Genomic DNA, 14,265 nt, shown 5'->3' with positions numbered 1-14,265 from the left:
CTATTGATGACTGAATCAAACGAAACACCGAACACTGTGCAAGACGGCGACGAGTCCAAGCACCGCCGCATCAAGAGCTTTGTGATGCGCGCCGGCCGTATGACCGAAGGCCAGCAAAAGGGCCTGGAACAAGGTGCGCCGCTGTTTGTGTTGCCGCTGTCCGACGCGCCGGTGGATTACGACCAGGTGTTCGGTCGTTCGGCCCCGCGTTCGCTGGAAATCGGTTTCGGCATGGGCCATTCGCTGCTGGAGATGGCCGCTGCCGCGCCGGAGCAGGATTTCATCGGTGTGGAAGTTCACCGTCCAGGTGTCGGTGCATTGCTCAATGGCGTGCTGACCCAAGGCCTGACCAACCTGCGAGTCTACGACTGCGACGCGATTGAAGTGCTCAACCGCTGCATCGCCGACAACAGCCTCGACCGCCTGATGCTGTTCTTCCCCGACCCATGGCACAAGGCCCGTCACCACAAGCGCCGCATCGTCCAGGCGTCCTTCGCCGAACTGGTGCGCAGCAAGCTGAAAGTGGGCGGCATTCTGCACATGGCCACCGACTGGGAACCCTACGCGGAATACATGCTGGAAGTGATGAATGTCGCCCCCGGCTACCGCAACCTGGCCGAAGACGGCAAATGCGTGCCACGCCCGGCCGAGCGGCCGATCACCAAGTTCGAGCGCCGCGGCGAGCGATTGGGGCATGGGGTGTGGGATTTGAAGTTTGAGAAGCTGGCTTAAACAGTCATCCGCTTGAAACGCAATCGAATGTGGGAGCTGGCTTGCCTGCGATAGGATCACCTCGGTATCACTGATACACCGAGGTGTCTGTATCGCAGGCAAGCCAGCTCCCACATGTGTTTTGTAGTGCCTGCTGGGTCAGCGGCGGTCTGCTACCACCCCAATCAACACCAGCACCACGATCAACACCGGCGCCAGGCTGTAGTTATTGAACTGGCTCAACCCCCGCACAATCCACGGCGTGGCATAGATCAACGCCGCGCCGCTGCCGATCAGGCACAGCAGGGCCATCAAGGGCACGCGCAAGGCGCCGGCAATGTTGCCCAGGCGTGCTTCCACCCAGCCTTTGATATCGGCGCCGAACAGCACAAGCAAACACCCCACCAGGGCCAGGGAGATTTCCGACAGGTTGCTACGGCTCCAGCGGGATACGGTGGCGAGCAGGTCGAGTACCAGATCCATTCGATTTCCTTAAAAAGCGTCAGCTCAAAAACGTCTGCAACAGGTCATTGAGAAAGAGTTGCCCGCGGTCGGTTGCCGCCAGGCGTGACGGTTCGACCTGCATAAGGCCACTTTGTTCTGCCTCGCGGCGGCCTTCGTCGAGGCTGGCCAGGTCAAGGCCGGTGCGTTCGGCGTAGAGCCTGGCGTCGACGCCCTCGGTCAGGCGCAAAGCGTTCATCAGGAACTCGAACGGCAGCTCCTCGTTGGTCAGCTCTTTCGCTCCAGCCTGGAAGCTTTTGGCCGGGTTGAGGTAGTCCTTCGGTGCACGGGTTTTCCAGGTGCGCACGATGCGCCCGTCCGGGTGGCTGAGCTTGCCGTGGGCGCCGGCGCCGATGCCGATAAAGTCGCCAAAGCTCCAGTAATTCAGGTTATGCCGTGCCGGTCGCCCTGGTTGGGCGTAAGCCGACACTTCATATTGGGCGTAACCGTGTTCGGCGAGCAGCGCCTGGCCGGCTTCCTGGATATCCCACAGGGTGTCGTCTTCGGGCAGCGTCGGCGGCTGATTCCAGAAGACGGTGTTGGGCTCCAGGGTCAGTTGGTACCAGGACAGGTGCGTCGGTTTGAGCGCAATGGCCTGGCGCAAGTCGCCCAGGGCGTCGTCGAGGGACTGGTTGGGCAGGCCGTGCATCAAGTCCAGGTTGAAGTTATCGAACCCGGCCTGGCGCGCCATGCCGGCGGCACGTACGGCTTCGTCACCATTGTGGATGCGGCCCAGGGCCTGGAGCTTTTCCTGCTGAAAGCTCTGAATGCCGATGGACAGGCGGTTGATCCCCAGCTTGCGGTACGCCACGAACTTCTCTTGCTCGAAAGTCCCCGGGTTGGCTTCCAGAGTGATCTCGATATCGCTGGCAAACGGGATGCGTGCTTGCACACCCTCAAGCAGGCGGCCCAACGCAACGGCGCTGAACAGGCTCGGCGTACCGCCACCGAAGAAGATCGAGCTCAACTCGCGGCCGTAGACTGCGTGCAGGTCCTGATCGAGATCGGCCAGCAGGGCGTCTACGTACTCTTCTTCCGGCAGTACTTTACTGGCGGTGTGGGAGTTGAAGTCGCAATACGGACATTTGCGCACGCACCACGGGATATGGATGTACAGCGCCAGAGGCGGCAGCACAGGCAAGGCCGCCCGAGGTGTTTGCGCGCCGCCGTGAATCAGCGGCTGCGCAGAGGTGTTCTGGGTCATTTCAAACCCAGGCGCTGGCGCAGCAACGCCATGGCGCGGGCACGGTGGCTGATCTGGTTCTTGTCGGCCGGGCTCAGCTCGGCGCTGGAGACATTGCGCTCCGGCACCCAGAACAGCGGGTCATAACCAAAGCCATGTTCACCGCTGGCCGCGTGCAGGATGCGCCCGTGCCACAAGCCTTCGCACAGGATCGGTAGCGGGTCATCGGCATGGCGCACCAGGGCCAGCACACAGACGAACTGTGCGCCGCGCTCGGCGTCGGGCACATCCTTCAGAGCGTCCAGCAGCTTGGCGTTATTGGCGGCGTCGCCCTTGCCGTCGGCGTAACGCGCCGAATAAATGCCGGGCGCGCCGCCGAGAAAGTCCACCGCCAGGCCCGAGTCATCCGCCAGGGCCGGCAGGCCGGAGATGCGTGCTGCGTTGCGCGCCTTGAGGATGGCGTTCTCAACGAACGACAAGCCGGTTTCTTCCGGTTCGACCTGGCTGAACTCGCCAATCGAACGCAGTTGCACGGACTCACCGAGCATGGCCTGCAGTTCTTTGAGTTTGCCGGCGTTATGGCTGGCCAGTACGAGTTGAGTAAGGTTCATCATTCGGCCGGGAACAGTTCTTGGTTGAATTGAAAACTATGGCCTTTGCCACCGGTTTCAACGTTGATGGTAAACGTCTTGTATTCGCGCTGGGTCACCGAGTAGGGCGCCAGGTAGCTGATGCCGCCTTTCTCTTCGATTTGCTTGAAGGTCAGGATCTCGCTCTTGCCGCCCAGGTCCTTGATGGTGCCCGTCACTTGGGCCTCGACCGGGGCCAGGCCCTTGATCACGGTCACATTGATCAGGCCCTTCTCCTTGCTGCGCACCACGCCAACATTCTGTGCGGTCTCCGGTGGCAGGAAGCTGGAGGTGAAGGTGTTGTAATGAACGGTGATATCGCCAAAGTCTTTTTTGCGATTAGCGTCGATAGTGTCGGCGGCCATGGCGCTGGCGCCCAGGCATGCGGTCAATAGAAAAATAGCCAAACGACTCATGAACGTCCCTCTTGAAGATGATTAGACGGCAACTTTGTGGTCGGTCAGGCCGGGGCTACTGACCCGGTAAATACCGATTTCGCCCAACAGATTGGGCCATAGCTTACTCGCCCAGCCGTGGCGGTGCTGTTGATCGACGGCAAGGCGGTTGATGACCTTGGCTTCACGCTCGCCACACAGCGCTTCGAAGTCTTCGAAGGTGCAAAAGTGGATGTTCGGCGTGTTGTACCAGGTGTACGGCAGGAAGTCGGAGACCGGCATGCGCCCCTTGGTGGCCAGGTACCAGCGGCAGCGCCAGTGGCCAAAGTTGGGGAAGGTGATGATGCATTGGCGGCCCACGCGCAGCATTTCGTCGAGGATGCGGTCCGGGTAGTGCACCGCTTGCAGGGCTTGGGTCATCACCACGATATCGAAGCTGTTGCTGGCAAAGTTACCCAGGCCCTTGTCCAGGTCCTGCTCGATCACGTTGATGCCCTTGGCCACGCACTGGGCGATGTTGTCCGGGTCGTTTTCCAGGCCGTAGCCGGTGACTTGCTTGTGGTCGCGCAGCCAGCTCAGCAGTTCGCCGTCGCCGCAGCCCAGGTCGAGCACGCGGCTGCCGGCGGGGATCCAGTCTTGGATGATTTCCAGGTCGGCTCTCATGGCGTTCTCACAAGCGAAATACGGTTCATGTAGTTACTGAACGCCTGCAGGTAGCGTGGGATCGGAATCAGGAAGGCGTCGTGGCCTTGCGGTGCATCGATCTCCAGGTAGCAGACGTCTTTCTTGGCGGCCATCAGGGCATCCACCAGCTCACGGGAGCGCGCTGGCGAAAAGCGCCAGTCGGTGGTGAACGACATCACGCAGAACTTGGCCGTGGCGTGCTCGAAGGTTTTCGCCAGGTCGTCATCGTGATTGGCGGCCGGGTCGAAGTAGTCCAGGGCCTTGGTCATCAGCAGGTAGGTATTGGCGTCGAAACGCCCCGAGAACTCCTCGCCCTGGTAACGCAGGTAGCTTTCCACCTGGAACTCGACGCTGTGGAAGTCGTAGTTGAGCTTCTCGCTCTTGAGGCCACGGCCGAATTTCTCGCCCATGGAGTCATCGGACAGGTAGGTAATGTGGCCGACCATCCGCGCCAGCATCAAGCCACGCTTGGGGATCACTCCGGCTTCCTGGAACGAACCGCCGTGAAACTCGGGGTCGGTGAGGATTGCCTGGCGCGCCACTTCGTTGAAGGCGATGTTCTGCGCTGACAACTTGGGCGCCGAGGCGATAGCCAGGCAATGGCGCACACGGTCCGGGTAAGTGATGGTCCATTGCAGCGCCTGCATACCGCCCAGGCTGCCGCCAATCACGGCGGCCCACTGGCTGATGCCCAACAGGTCGGCGAGGCGTGCCTGGCTGTGCACCCAGTCCTCTACCGTCAGCACCGGGAAGTCGGCGCCGAACGGCTTGCCGGTTTCCGGGTTGAGGCTGCTGGGGCCGGTGGAACCGTTGCAGCCGCCAAGGTTGTTCAGGCTGACCACAAAGAACTTGTTGGTGTCGATGGGCTTGCCGGGGCCGATGCAACTGTCCCACCAGCCGGGCTTGCGGTCGTCAACGCTATGGAAGCCGGCGGCGTGATGATGGCCGGATAAGGCATGGCAGATCAGCACGGCGTTGCTCGCCGTGGCGTTCAACTGGCCATAGGTTTCGTAGATCAGGTCGTAGGCTGGCAACGAACGGCCGCAGGCCAGGGCCAGCGGTTCGCTGAAGTGCGCCACTTGTGGCACGACCAGTCCAACAGAATCGGGGGGGAAGGCAGCTGGCATCGACCCTGCTCTCGTTTAAATGAGGCGTAAGTCTAAAGAGCGGGGACCCTAGCGGCAAGCAAAGGCCTGCACCCTTACGCAGATACAAAATACGGGAAGGGTTTCTGTGGGAGCCGGGCTTGCCCGCGATGCAGGCACCGCGGTTTTTCAGACACTCCGAGGTGATGCTATCGCAGGCAAGCCAGCTCCCACACAAGCCAGCTCCCATAGGGGCTACGGCATTCAGATCAGGCCAAACAACTCTTTTGGCATGTAGGCAAAGTACGCCAGGCGTGGAATCACCCAGCTCTGCAGCAGCTGAATCACGATAAACGCGAAGATCGGCGAGATATCCAGGCCACCCAGGTTCGGGATCAGGCGACGGAACGGCGCCAGCACCGGCTCGGTGATCTGAGAGACCAACTCGGCACCCGGGCTACGGCTGCCGGGTGCGACCCACGAGAGGATCACGCTAATGATCATCGACCAGAAAATGATCTTCAGGAACAGCGAGAAAATGCCGATCAGGCCCCATGGCAACAGCAGCACGGTGAAGGCCTGGTAGCCATTGAGCATCAGGATCACCACGAACAGCAAAATCTGCAGCAACAGCGCCAGCACCAGCGACGACATGTCCAGGCCGAACAGGCTCGGGATCACCCGGCGCAGCGGCTTGAGCAGCGGTTGGGTGGCCTTCACCACGAATTGGCACAGCGGGTTGTAGAAGTTCGCACGCACCAGTTGCAGGATAAAGCGCATCAGCACGATCAGCAGGTACAGGCTGCCCAGGGTCTGGATGATGAAAATGGCAGCGTCATTGATTCCGAGCATGTTTGATTACCTTGGTAAGGGACGACTATTTGCCCAGTTGCTCAGCCATCTCGGCTGAACGATGTGCGGCGGCACCCAGTGCTGTTTCCACCAGGGCTTCAAAACCCCCGGCCTGGAACGACTCGATAGCCGCTTGTGTGGTACCACCTGGCGAGGTGACGCGACGGCGCAGTTCGGCGGCATCCACCTCGCTGCCGACCGCCATTTTCGCGGCGCCCAGGGCGGTTTGTTCCGCCAGTTGCTCGGCCACGTCGTGGGGCAGGCCCAGCTTGACGCCGGCGGCCGTCATGGCCTCGATCAACAGGAAGAAATAGGCCGGGCCGCTGCCGGAGACGGCGGTGACCGCGTCCAGTTGCTGTTCCTGCTCGAGCCACACGGCGATGCCCACCGCAGACAGCAGTTCCTGGGCCTGGTCACGTTGCTGCGCGGTGACTTCGCCAGTGGCATACAAACCGCTGACGCCCTGGCGCAGCAGCGCCGGGGTGTTGGGCATGCAGCGTACGATGGGCTGGGCGCCGAGCCAGTTGGTCATGCTGGCGCAGGTGATGCCAGCGGCAATCGACACCACCAGTTGGTGAGGTTGCAGGCTCGGGCGCAGGCTCTCGCACACGGCCTTCATGGCCTGGGGCTTGACCGCCAGCACGATCACATCGACGCCGTGGATGGCCTCGGCGTTATCGGCGAAGGTCTGGATGCCGTGTTCGGCGCTGACGCGCTCGCGGGTCTCGGCGCCCGGGTCGCTGGCGCGGATCTGCTCGGCGTCCAGGCCCTTGGCCCGCAGGCCACCGATCAGGCTGGCCGCCATGTTACCGGCGCCGATAAAGGCAATACGCGTGTTGCTCATGACAGGTCCTTATTTTCGAGGGATGTCAGCCATTTCACGGCTGGCCGTAGTCGCGGGCGCCAAACAGGGCGGTACCGATCCGCACCCAGGTGGCGCCTTGGGCAATGGCCGACTCAAGGTCATGGCTCATGCCCATGGAAAGTGTGTCCAGCGGCAGGTTCAGGCTGGCTTGCAGGTCGCGCACCGTGGCAAACGCGGCATCCTGTTCCGCACGGTCTTCAGTCGGCTCGGGAATTGCCATCAAACCCCGCAGCTTCAAGCGCGGCAGGGCGCTGATCGCCGTGGCCAGGGCCGGCAGGTCGGCGGGTGTGCAGCCGGACTTGCTGACTTCGCCACTGACATTGACCTGAATGCAGATATTGAGCGGCGGCAGGTCGGCCGGGCGTTGTTCGGACAGGCGTTGCGCGATTTTCAGGCGGTCCACGGAATGCACCCAAGCGAAGTGCTCGGCGATAGCGCGAGTCTTGTTCGATTGAATGGGGCCGATGAAGTGCCAACTCAAGGGCAGGTCGGTCAAATCCGCCTGTTTGCCCAAGGCTTCCTGCAGGTAGTTTTCCCCAAAGTCGTGCAGCCCGGCGGCATAGGCTTCGCGTACCGCCTGCGCGGGTTTGGTCTTGCTCACGGCCAGCAGGTGGATGCTGCTTGCGTCACGTTGCACGGCGTCGGCTGCGGCGCGGATGCGCTGGCTAACCAGGCCGATGTTGTCTGCTATCGTCGACATTCAAGATGCGCCCGTGGATATGGAGTCCGCGGCATTCTACTGGAAATGGAAAGCCCTATGGATATCACGCAATTGCTGACGGCCAGCGTAAGCCGAGGCGCCTCAGACCTGCATCTGTCAGCCGGCCTGGCACCGATGCTGCGCATTGATGGCGAGGTTTGGCCGCTGGATGGGCCAGCGCTGAACGCTACCCAAGTGGTCGACTTATTGAGCCCTTTGCTGAATAAACATCAACAAAAGGATTTCGAAACATCTCTTGAAACGGATTTTGCCTTCGAATTGCCAGGCGTCGCCCGGTTCCGGGCGAACGTGTTCCGCCAGGATCGCGGCGTGGGTGCGGTGTTCCGGGCTATTGCGACGGAGGTCCAAAGCCTGGAGGATCTGGGACTGGGCGAGGTGTTCCAGCGTATCGCCCGCCTTCCTCGCGGCCTGGTGCTGGTGACCGGGCCCACCGGCTCGGGCAAGTCCACGACCCTGGCGGCGATGATCGACGACCTCAACCGGCATCGACGCCAGCATATCCTCACGCTGGAAGACCCCATCGAGTTTATCCACAGGCCGAAACTGGCGCTGGTCAACCAGCGCCAGGTGCATCGCGACACCCACAGTTTCTCGGTGGCCCTGCGTTCAGCCCTGCGGGAAGATCCGGATGTGATCCTGGTGGGTGAATTGCGCGATCTGGAAACCATACGCCTTGCGCTGACGGCGGCAGAGACCGGGCACCTGGTGTTCGGCACCCTGCACACCTCATCGGCGGCAAAGACAGTGGACCGGCTGGTAGACGTCTTCCCGGCCGGGGAGAAGGCCATGGTCCGCTCGATGCTGTCGGAGTCGTTGCAGGCGGTGGTGTCTCAGGTGCTGGTGAAGAAGGTGGGCGGTGGGCGCGTGGCCGCCCATGAAATCATGCTGGGTACCCCGGCGATTCGTAACTTGATTCGCGAAGACAAGGTGGCGCAGATGGTTTCGGCTATCCAGACGGGAGGGGCGTTGGGGATGAAGACCCTGGATATGAGTTTGAAGGCGTTGGTCGGCGCGGGGCTGGTCAGTCGGGAAGAGGCGCGGGAGAAGGCGAGGGTACCGGCAGATATCTAGAACAGGCAGATACACAATGTGGGAGCTGGCTTGCCTGCGATAGCGGACTGTCAGGCACTCTCTCTGCCAACTGACACACCGTCATCGCAGGCAAGCCAGCTCCCACATTTGATTGCATTTCAAATGGGGAGCTTCAGTGGCGCCTGGCTTAGCGCTGCACGATTCGCAGGTTGTTGTTCTGCTCTTTAGGCAGTACCCGCTTGGCAATCACGTAGTTCTTGTCCCAGAACGGCTTTTTCAGTGTGTCGATGCTCACCGACTTGCCACGGCGCGGTGCGTGGATAAAGCGGTCGTTGCCCAGGTAGATGGCAACGTGATTGACCTGGCGGCTCTTGAGTTTGAAAAACAACAGGTCGCCCGGTTTCAGGTCTTTACGGTCAACCTTCAGCCCATGGCCGGCCGCCATGGCGTTGGAAGTGCGTGGCAGGTCCACCGCTTTTACATCGTTAAATGCATATTTCACCAGGCCGCTGCAGTCGAACCCTTTACTTGGGCTGCTGCCGCCCCAACGATAAGGTGTACCGAGCACGTTGACGGCACGGCTCAAGACGTTGCTGCTTTGCTTGGTGTTCACGGCCAGCTGGGTGGAAAGCGCTTTGCCGTGGGCCTTGCTCAGTTGAGTCGGGCGGCTGACGGTCGGCTTTGCCGATTTGGCAGTGCTGGGCGTGCTATGGACTTTAGGGGTGAAACCGTTAACGTTCGGAAGTCGTTGCTCACGATTGGTGGCGTGGGCGGCCAGTGGCATTAATAGGCAAATGGTTAGCCATGTCTTGAAAAATGGTCGCATTAGGCGTGGCTCTTAAGGGTTTGCGCGCAACTTTATAACAGCTTTTTGTGCTGTTCTCAGGCCGTTTGTCGACTGAACCTTGGGGTCAAACTCAGGAAAAACGCGACGATTCGCCGCAATTGTCCTACACAAGTCAGGCGCTACAAGGCTTTGAGGGCAGGACGATACCATTTACCGTACGTCGGGCGCCCGTAAAAAAGTCACAAAGAAAATGAAAAAATTTATCTATCGAAGCAAAAGAGGTCCTTCATGAACACCTATCAACAGGTTGCTCAGCAACAAGACACCCACAGTAAGGCGATTGGTTACCTGTTGTGGATTTTCGGTTTTACCGGGGCTCATCGCTTTTATTACGGCAAGCCTGTGACGGGCACGATCTGGTTTTTCACCTTCGGCTTGTTCGGCATTGGCTGGTTGATCGACTTGTTCCTGATCCCGGCCATGGACCGTGAAGCCGACCTGCGGTTTACCGCTGGGCCGATTGAATACAGCGTCGCGTGGATTCTGTTGGCGTTCCTGGGGGTGTTTGGTGTGCACCGTATGTACCAGGGCAAATGGATCACCGGCCTGATCTACCTGCTGACCGGCGGTTTGTTCCTGATCGGGGTGCTGTATGACTTCTGGACGCTGAACACGCAGATCTCGATCCGCAATGCCGAGCGCAACAGCGGGCGCTGAGCACTTTAGCGCAGTGTGGGAGCTGGCTTGCCTGCATCGCAGGCAAGCCAGCTCCCACATTGACCGTAACCACATTAGATAGGCGAGCTATCAAGCCTGGTAGCTGATCCGCCCATCCATCAAGGTATACCTCACCGTCGCCGGCAGGCTGTGGCCGATGAACGGGCAGTTTTCGCCCTTGGACAGCCAACGCTCACCAGCCACCGTCGAGCTTGCCAGGTCGAACAGCACCAAGTCCGCCGGTGAACCCACCGCCAACTGGCCCGCCGGCAAGCGCAGGGCCTCGGCCGGGCCGGCGCTCAGGCGTGCCAGCAGTGTCGGCAGGTCCAGCAAGCCGTCTTCCACCAGCGTCATCGCCAGTGGCAACAACAACTCCACGCTGCTGATGCCTGGCTCGGTCGCGCCAAACGGTGCCAGCTTGGCGTCTCGCTCGTGAGGTTGGTGATGGCTGGAAATCGCCGACACCACACCCGACTTCACCGCCGCACGCAAACCGTCACGGTCAGCCTGGGTGCGCAGCGGGGGCTGTACGTGGTACAGGCTGGAGAAGTCGATCAGCGCCTCATCCGTCAGGATCAATTGGTACAGGGCGACATCCGCGGTGACCCGCAAGCCGCGGGCCTGGGCCTGGGCGATCAGAGCCACGCCCCGGGCGCTGGTCAACTGGCTGAAATGCGCACGCACGCCGCTTTGTTCCACCAGCAACAGGTCACGAGCGAGAGCCACGGTTTCTGCTGTTTCCGGAATGCCCGGCAGGCCGAGGAAGCTGGCCACTGCGCCTTCGTGGGCCAGGCCGCCTTCGGCCAGGTCGCGATCCTGGGAATGGAAGATCACCGTCAAGTCGAAGGTGGCCGCGTATTCCAGGGCGCGGCACAAGGTGCGCGTGCTGCGAAAGCTTTCCAGGCCGTTGCCGAAGGCCACGCAACCGGCGTCACGCAGAGCGATCAATTCGGCGAGTTGTTCGCCATCCAGGCCCTTGCTCAAGGCACCAATGGGAAACACTTTGCAGTTGCCGGCTTCGCGGGCGCGGTCGAGGATCAGCTCGGTCACGGCCGACGTGTCCAGCACCGGCTTGGTATTGGGCGGGCAACACAGGCTGGTCACGCCACCGGCTGCCGCGGCCTGGGTTTCGCTGGCGATATTGCCTTTGCGGCTGTAGCCCGGTTCACGCAGGGCGACATTCAGGTCCACCAGCCCAGGCGCGGCCACCAGGCCCTTGGCATCGATGCTCTGGCCGGCGTTGAAGCCTGCGGGGGCGGCGCCCATGGCGACGATCTTGCCGGCGTCCAGGTGTAGATCGGTAACTTGGTCCAGGCCACTGGCCGGGTCGATGACTCGGGCGCCGAGAATGCTGAGCTTCACTGGGCCTGCTCCTGCTCGAATTGACGTTGCGCGGTTTGCCCGCTCATGGCCATGGACAGCACGGCCATGCGCACGGCGATGCCGTAGGTCACTTGGTTGAGAATCACCGACTGCGGGCCATCGGCCACCGCCGACTCAATTTCCACGCCGCGGTTGATCGGCCCCGGGTGCATCACGATTGCATCCGGCTTGGCCATGGCCAGGCGTGCGGTGGTCAGGCCGAACAGGCGGTAGAACTCACCTTCGCTGGGCAACAAGCCCCCGGCCATGCGCTCGCGTTGCAGGCGCAGCATGATCACTACGTCCACATCCTTGAGGCCCTCGGCCATGTCGGTGTAGACCTTCACGCCATACTGTTCGATGCCGATTGGCAACAGGGTCTTGGGCGCGATCACGCGGATATCCGGGCAACCCAGGGCCTTGAGAGCCAGCATGTTCGAACGCGCCACCCGCGAATGCAGGATGTCGCCGACGATGGCTACCGAGAGGTTTTCAAAGCTGCCCTTGTGCCGACGAATGGTGAGCATGTCGAGCATGCCCTGGGTCGGGTGCGCGTGACGGCCGTCGCCGCCATTGATGATCGCCACGTTCGGGCACACATGCTCGGCGATGAAATGCGCAGCGCCGGAGTCGCCGTGGCGTACCACGAACATGTCGGCTGCCATGGCTTCCAGGTTGCGCAGGGTATCGAGCAGGGTTTCGCCCTTGCTCGCCGACGAGGTGGACACGTTCAACGTGATCACATCGGCCGACAGCCGCTGGGCCGCCAGTTCAAAGGTGGTGCGGGTGCGGGTGGAGTTCTCGAAGAACACGTTGCAGATGGTTTTACCGCGCAACAGCGGGACTTTCTTCACTGCCCGGCCACCGACTTCCAGGAACGAGTCGGCGGTGTCGAGGATCTCGGTGAGCAACTCGCGGGGCAAACCGTCGAGGGACAAGAAGTGTTGCAACTGGCCCTGAGCATTGAGCTGCAGCGGGCGCTTGGCATCTAGAGGCGTCATCGCGGGGACTCTTTACAAGGCGGTTTAAAGGGCAAGGTCTTGCAGTTCGAGTTCGAGCGGCGTAGGACCGGATAATTTTACCCGCTGCTGGGGGGCAAGCGACAGGGTCGCGCCTACGACGTCCGGGCTGATCGGCAGTTCGCCGGCATCCAGGTCCAGCAGGCACACCAGGGTCACGCTGGCCGGGCGGCCATAGTCGAACAGTTCGTTCATGGCGGCGCGGATGGTGCGGCCGCTCATCAGCACGTCGTCGATCAGTACCAGGTGCTGGCCTTCGATCTCGAAGGGCAGGGCCGAAGGGCGCACTTGTGGATGCAGGCCGTTCTGGCTGAAATCGTCGCGGTAGAAGGACACATCCAGGGTGCCCAGGGGCGAATCGCTGCCCAGTGCTTCCAGCAATGCCTGGGCTACCCACACGCCACCGGTGCGTATGCCGATAAAACGCGGTTCGCTGATGGCACGGTGTTCCAGGTGCGCCTTGAGGCGTATCGCCATCTGGCTGATCAGTTCGGCAGGGTTCGGCAAGCTCATGGTGGCTCCTTATCAAGTGTGTAGGAGCGAGCTTGCCCGCGAAAAACTCATGGGCACCGCGTTCATCCAGCCTTATCGCGGTATCGTTAACGTTCTTCGCGGGCAAGCCCGCTCCCACAGGATCGCGGCGGGTCAGGATTCAAATAAAGCGGTGTTTTCATCCAGCCAGCCCTGCAACAGCAAGGCCGCGGCGATGGCGTCTACCGGGTTGTCGCGGTAACTGCCCTTTTGCCCGCCACGGTCGCGGCGCTCCCCCTTGGCTTCGAAGGTGGTGAGGCGTTCGTCGTGGGTATAGAAGGGCAGGTTGTAGCGGCCATTGAGGCGGCGCGCGAATTTCTCGGCGCGCAGGCACATGTCACTGGGGGTGCCATCCATGTTCAGGGGCAGGCCGACCACCACCGCGTCAGGCTTCCACTCTTTAATCAGGGCTTCGACCTGGCTCCAGTCCGGCACGCCGTTCTGGGCCTTGAGGGTGCACAGCTCGCGGGCCTGGCCGGTGATGACCTGGCCAACCGCTACGCCGATCTGTTTGGTGCCGTAGTCAAAACCGAGGATCAGACGCAAGGCCATCAGGCGTGCCCCGCCTGGCTGGTCAGCAGGCTGAGGTTGACCCGCAGCTTGGCTGCTGCCGCTTCCAGGCGCAGTTCGCTGGCGGTGTTGAACAGGATGTCAGCGTCGAACGGGCAGGTCAGCCAGGCATTGCTGGCCAGTTCGGCCTCCAGTTGCCCGGCTTCCCAACCGGCGTAGCCCAGGGTGATCACACTTTGCTCAGGGCCGACGCCGTCGGCGATGGCGAACAGCACGTCCTGGGATGTGGACAGTGACACCCCCTCAAGGTCTACCGTGGCCTGAAACGTCGGCCCGGTGGGGTGCAGCACAAAACCGCGATCGGTCTGCACCGGCCCGCCGATGTAGATCGGTACGCCCTGGCAACGCGCCGGCGGGTCGATTTCCGGGCGCAGTTGCTCAAGGATATCGGCCAGGTTCAGCTCCTGCGGGCGGTTGACCACCAACCCCATGGCACCATTGGCCGTGTGCTCGACGATGTAGGTCAAGGTCTGCGCAAAGTTCGGGTCGGCCATATGGGGCATGGCGATCAGGAATTGGTGCTTGAGGTAGGTCGGGCTGACGTTTTTCATGTCCGCTAGTGTGGCGTTGGAGGGACGAACTGACAAGTGCGGGCGCGAGCCCGGTCGCGGAGCGTGGGAA

The 14,265-nt window shown here is 61.6% G+C and carries 18 protein-coding genes; 3 read left to right on the top strand and 15 right to left on the bottom strand.

The annotated features are described in order from the left end of the window. Positions 1-6: 6 nt before the first annotated feature. Positions 7-732 (top strand): tRNA (guanosine(46)-N7)-methyltransferase TrmB, encoded by a 726-nt coding sequence (trmB, locus tag CLM72_RS26620; RefSeq protein WP_105228858.1) that lies wholly within the window; start codon positions 7-9, stop codon positions 730-732. 138 nt (positions 733-870) lie between these two features. Here trmB and CLM72_RS26615 read toward each other — a convergent pair whose 3' ends face one another. From CLM72_RS26615 to CLM72_RS26570, 9 genes are all read right to left on the bottom strand, one after another. Beyond that, complete coding sequence (locus tag CLM72_RS26615; RefSeq protein WP_005792278.1) at positions 871-1,194, bottom strand: DUF3392 domain-containing protein; 324 nt, start codon at positions 1,192-1,194, stop codon at positions 871-873. A 19-nt stretch (positions 1,195-1,213) separates the two neighbouring features. Beyond that, positions 1,214-2,416: a radical SAM family heme chaperone HemW gene (gene hemW, locus CLM72_RS26610; protein WP_105228857.1), complete on the bottom strand. Its 1,203-nt coding sequence runs from the start codon at positions 2,414-2,416 to the stop codon at positions 1,214-1,216. Next, the gene (rdgB, locus tag CLM72_RS26605) at positions 2,413-3,009 is read right to left on the bottom strand and encodes an RdgB/HAM1 family non-canonical purine NTP pyrophosphatase (protein WP_005792276.1); all 597 of its coding nucleotides are present in this window, start codon (positions 3,007-3,009) and stop codon (positions 2,413-2,415) included. Before rdgB ends, hemW begins: the two co-directional genes overlap by 4 nt. Next, positions 3,006-3,440 (bottom strand): DUF4426 domain-containing protein, encoded by a 435-nt coding sequence (locus tag CLM72_RS26600; protein WP_105228856.1) that lies wholly within the window; start codon positions 3,438-3,440, stop codon positions 3,006-3,008. The genes rdgB and CLM72_RS26600 overlap by 4 nt, the downstream gene beginning before the upstream one ends. Positions 3,441-3,461: 21 nt before the next feature. Next, complete coding sequence (gene metW / locus CLM72_RS26595; RefSeq protein WP_003195091.1) at positions 3,462-4,082, bottom strand: methionine biosynthesis protein MetW; 621 nt, start codon at positions 4,080-4,082, stop codon at positions 3,462-3,464. Further along, complete coding sequence (locus CLM72_RS26590) at positions 4,079-5,230, bottom strand: homoserine O-acetyltransferase (RefSeq protein ID WP_034128945.1); 1,152 nt, start codon at positions 5,228-5,230, stop codon at positions 4,079-4,081. Before CLM72_RS26590 ends, metW begins: the two co-directional genes overlap by 4 nt. Positions 5,231-5,452: 222 nt before the next feature. Beyond that, a complete protein-coding gene (locus CLM72_RS26580; RefSeq protein ID WP_105228854.1) occupies positions 5,453-6,040 on the bottom strand; it encodes a YggT family protein in 588 nt (195 codons plus the stop codon). 25 nt (positions 6,041-6,065) lie between these two features. Next, positions 6,066-6,884: a pyrroline-5-carboxylate reductase gene (proC, locus tag CLM72_RS26575; RefSeq protein ID WP_032902278.1), complete on the bottom strand. Its 819-nt coding sequence runs from the start codon at positions 6,882-6,884 to the stop codon at positions 6,066-6,068. A 34-nt stretch (positions 6,885-6,918) separates the two neighbouring features. Beyond that, entirely contained in the window at positions 6,919-7,605 is a 687-nt protein-coding gene (locus CLM72_RS26570; RefSeq protein ID WP_105228853.1) for a YggS family pyridoxal phosphate-dependent enzyme, read from the bottom strand. A 57-nt stretch (positions 7,606-7,662) separates the two neighbouring features. On the opposite strand from CLM72_RS26570, the gene CLM72_RS26565 reads away from it, so the two are divergent. Next, on the top strand, positions 7,663-8,697 hold the full coding sequence (locus tag CLM72_RS26565; RefSeq protein ID WP_054897576.1) for a type IV pilus twitching motility protein PilT: 1,035 nt from the start codon (positions 7,663-7,665) through the stop codon (positions 8,695-8,697). A gap of 148 nt (positions 8,698-8,845) precedes the next feature. On the opposite strand, the gene CLM72_RS26560 is transcribed toward CLM72_RS26565, so the two are convergent. Beyond that, positions 8,846-9,484, bottom strand: coding sequence for a C40 family peptidase (locus CLM72_RS26560; RefSeq protein ID WP_034128941.1), 639 nt, complete (start codon positions 9,482-9,484; stop codon positions 8,846-8,848). Between the two features lie 249 nt (positions 9,485-9,733). On the opposite strand from CLM72_RS26560, the gene CLM72_RS26555 reads away from it, so the two are divergent. Beyond that, positions 9,734-10,162 (top strand): TM2 domain-containing protein, encoded by a 429-nt coding sequence (locus tag CLM72_RS26555; RefSeq protein ID WP_054897575.1) that lies wholly within the window; start codon positions 9,734-9,736, stop codon positions 10,160-10,162. A 90-nt stretch (positions 10,163-10,252) separates the two neighbouring features. On the opposite strand, the gene CLM72_RS26550 is transcribed toward CLM72_RS26555, so the two are convergent. The 5 genes from CLM72_RS26550 to CLM72_RS26530 form a co-directional block, all read right to left on the bottom strand. After that, entirely contained in the window at positions 10,253-11,524 is a 1,272-nt protein-coding gene (locus CLM72_RS26550; protein WP_105228852.1) for a dihydroorotase, read from the bottom strand. Then, the gene (locus CLM72_RS26545) at positions 11,521-12,525 is read right to left on the bottom strand and encodes an aspartate carbamoyltransferase catalytic subunit (RefSeq protein WP_034128938.1); all 1,005 of its coding nucleotides are present in this window, start codon (positions 12,523-12,525) and stop codon (positions 11,521-11,523) included. Before CLM72_RS26545 ends, CLM72_RS26550 begins: the two co-directional genes overlap by 4 nt. Positions 12,526-12,549: 24 nt before the next feature. Further along, complete coding sequence (pyrR, locus tag CLM72_RS26540; protein WP_019817751.1) at positions 12,550-13,056, bottom strand: bifunctional pyr operon transcriptional regulator/uracil phosphoribosyltransferase PyrR; 507 nt, start codon at positions 13,054-13,056, stop codon at positions 12,550-12,552. 132 nt (positions 13,057-13,188) lie between these two features. Then, complete coding sequence (ruvX, locus tag CLM72_RS26535) at positions 13,189-13,626, bottom strand: Holliday junction resolvase RuvX (protein ID WP_105228851.1); 438 nt, start codon at positions 13,624-13,626, stop codon at positions 13,189-13,191. After that, positions 13,626-14,195: a YqgE/AlgH family protein gene (locus CLM72_RS26530; RefSeq protein ID WP_060763957.1), complete on the bottom strand. Its 570-nt coding sequence runs from the start codon at positions 14,193-14,195 to the stop codon at positions 13,626-13,628. Before CLM72_RS26530 ends, ruvX begins: the two co-directional genes overlap by 1 nt. Positions 14,196-14,265 lie beyond the last annotated feature (70 nt).

The organism is Pseudomonas sp. MYb193 (assembly GCF_002966775.1).
In the GTDB taxonomy this organism is placed as follows: domain Bacteria; phylum Pseudomonadota; class Gammaproteobacteria; order Pseudomonadales; family Pseudomonadaceae; genus Aquipseudomonas; species Aquipseudomonas paracarnis.
The sequence above is the reverse complement of the archived record's forward strand: the minus strand, read 5'-3'. Positions and strand labels throughout refer to the sequence as shown.

Bases quoted from the DNA above. Each gene is read 5' to 3' on its own strand.
- trmB (WP_105228858.1), top strand. From the start codon at position 7: ATGACTGAATCAAACGAAACACCGAACACTGTGCAAGACGGCGACGAG.
- CLM72_RS26615 (WP_005792278.1), bottom strand. From the start codon at position 1,194: ATGGATCTGGTACTCGACCTGCTCGCCACCGTATCCCGCTGGAGCCGT.
- hemW (WP_105228857.1), bottom strand. From the start codon at position 2,416: ATGACCCAGAACACCTCTGCGCAGCCGCTGATTCACGGCGGCGCGCAA.
- rdgB (WP_005792276.1), bottom strand. From the start codon at position 3,009: ATGATGAACCTTACTCAACTCGTACTGGCCAGCCATAACGCCGGCAAA.
- CLM72_RS26600 (WP_105228856.1), bottom strand. From the start codon at position 3,440: ATGAGTCGTTTGGCTATTTTTCTATTGACCGCATGCCTGGGCGCCAGC.
- metW (WP_003195091.1), bottom strand. From the start codon at position 4,082: ATGAGAGCCGACCTGGAAATCATCCAAGACTGGATCCCCGCCGGCAGC.
- CLM72_RS26590 (WP_034128945.1), bottom strand. From the start codon at position 5,230: ATGCCAGCTGCCTTCCCCCCCGATTCTGTTGGACTGGTCGTGCCACAA.
- CLM72_RS26580 (WP_105228854.1), bottom strand. From the start codon at position 6,040: ATGCTCGGAATCAATGACGCTGCCATTTTCATCATCCAGACCCTGGGC.
- proC (WP_032902278.1), bottom strand. From the start codon at position 6,884: ATGAGCAACACGCGTATTGCCTTTATCGGCGCCGGTAACATGGCGGCC.
- CLM72_RS26570 (WP_105228853.1), bottom strand. From the start codon at position 7,605: ATGTCGACGATAGCAGACAACATCGGCCTGGTTAGCCAGCGCATCCGC.
- CLM72_RS26565 (WP_054897576.1), top strand. From the start codon at position 7,663: ATGGATATCACGCAATTGCTGACGGCCAGCGTAAGCCGAGGCGCCTCA.
- CLM72_RS26560 (WP_034128941.1), bottom strand. From the start codon at position 9,484: ATGCGACCATTTTTCAAGACATGGCTAACCATTTGCCTATTAATGCCA.
- CLM72_RS26555 (WP_054897575.1), top strand. From the start codon at position 9,734: ATGAACACCTATCAACAGGTTGCTCAGCAACAAGACACCCACAGTAAG.
- CLM72_RS26545 (WP_034128938.1), bottom strand. From the start codon at position 12,525: ATGACGCCTCTAGATGCCAAGCGCCCGCTGCAGCTCAATGCTCAGGGC.
- pyrR (WP_019817751.1), bottom strand. From the start codon at position 13,056: ATGAGCTTGCCGAACCCTGCCGAACTGATCAGCCAGATGGCGATACGC.
- ruvX (WP_105228851.1), bottom strand. From the start codon at position 13,626: ATGGCCTTGCGTCTGATCCTCGGTTTTGACTACGGCACCAAACAGATC.
- CLM72_RS26530 (WP_060763957.1), bottom strand. From the start codon at position 14,195: ATGAAAAACGTCAGCCCGACCTACCTCAAGCACCAATTCCTGATCGCC.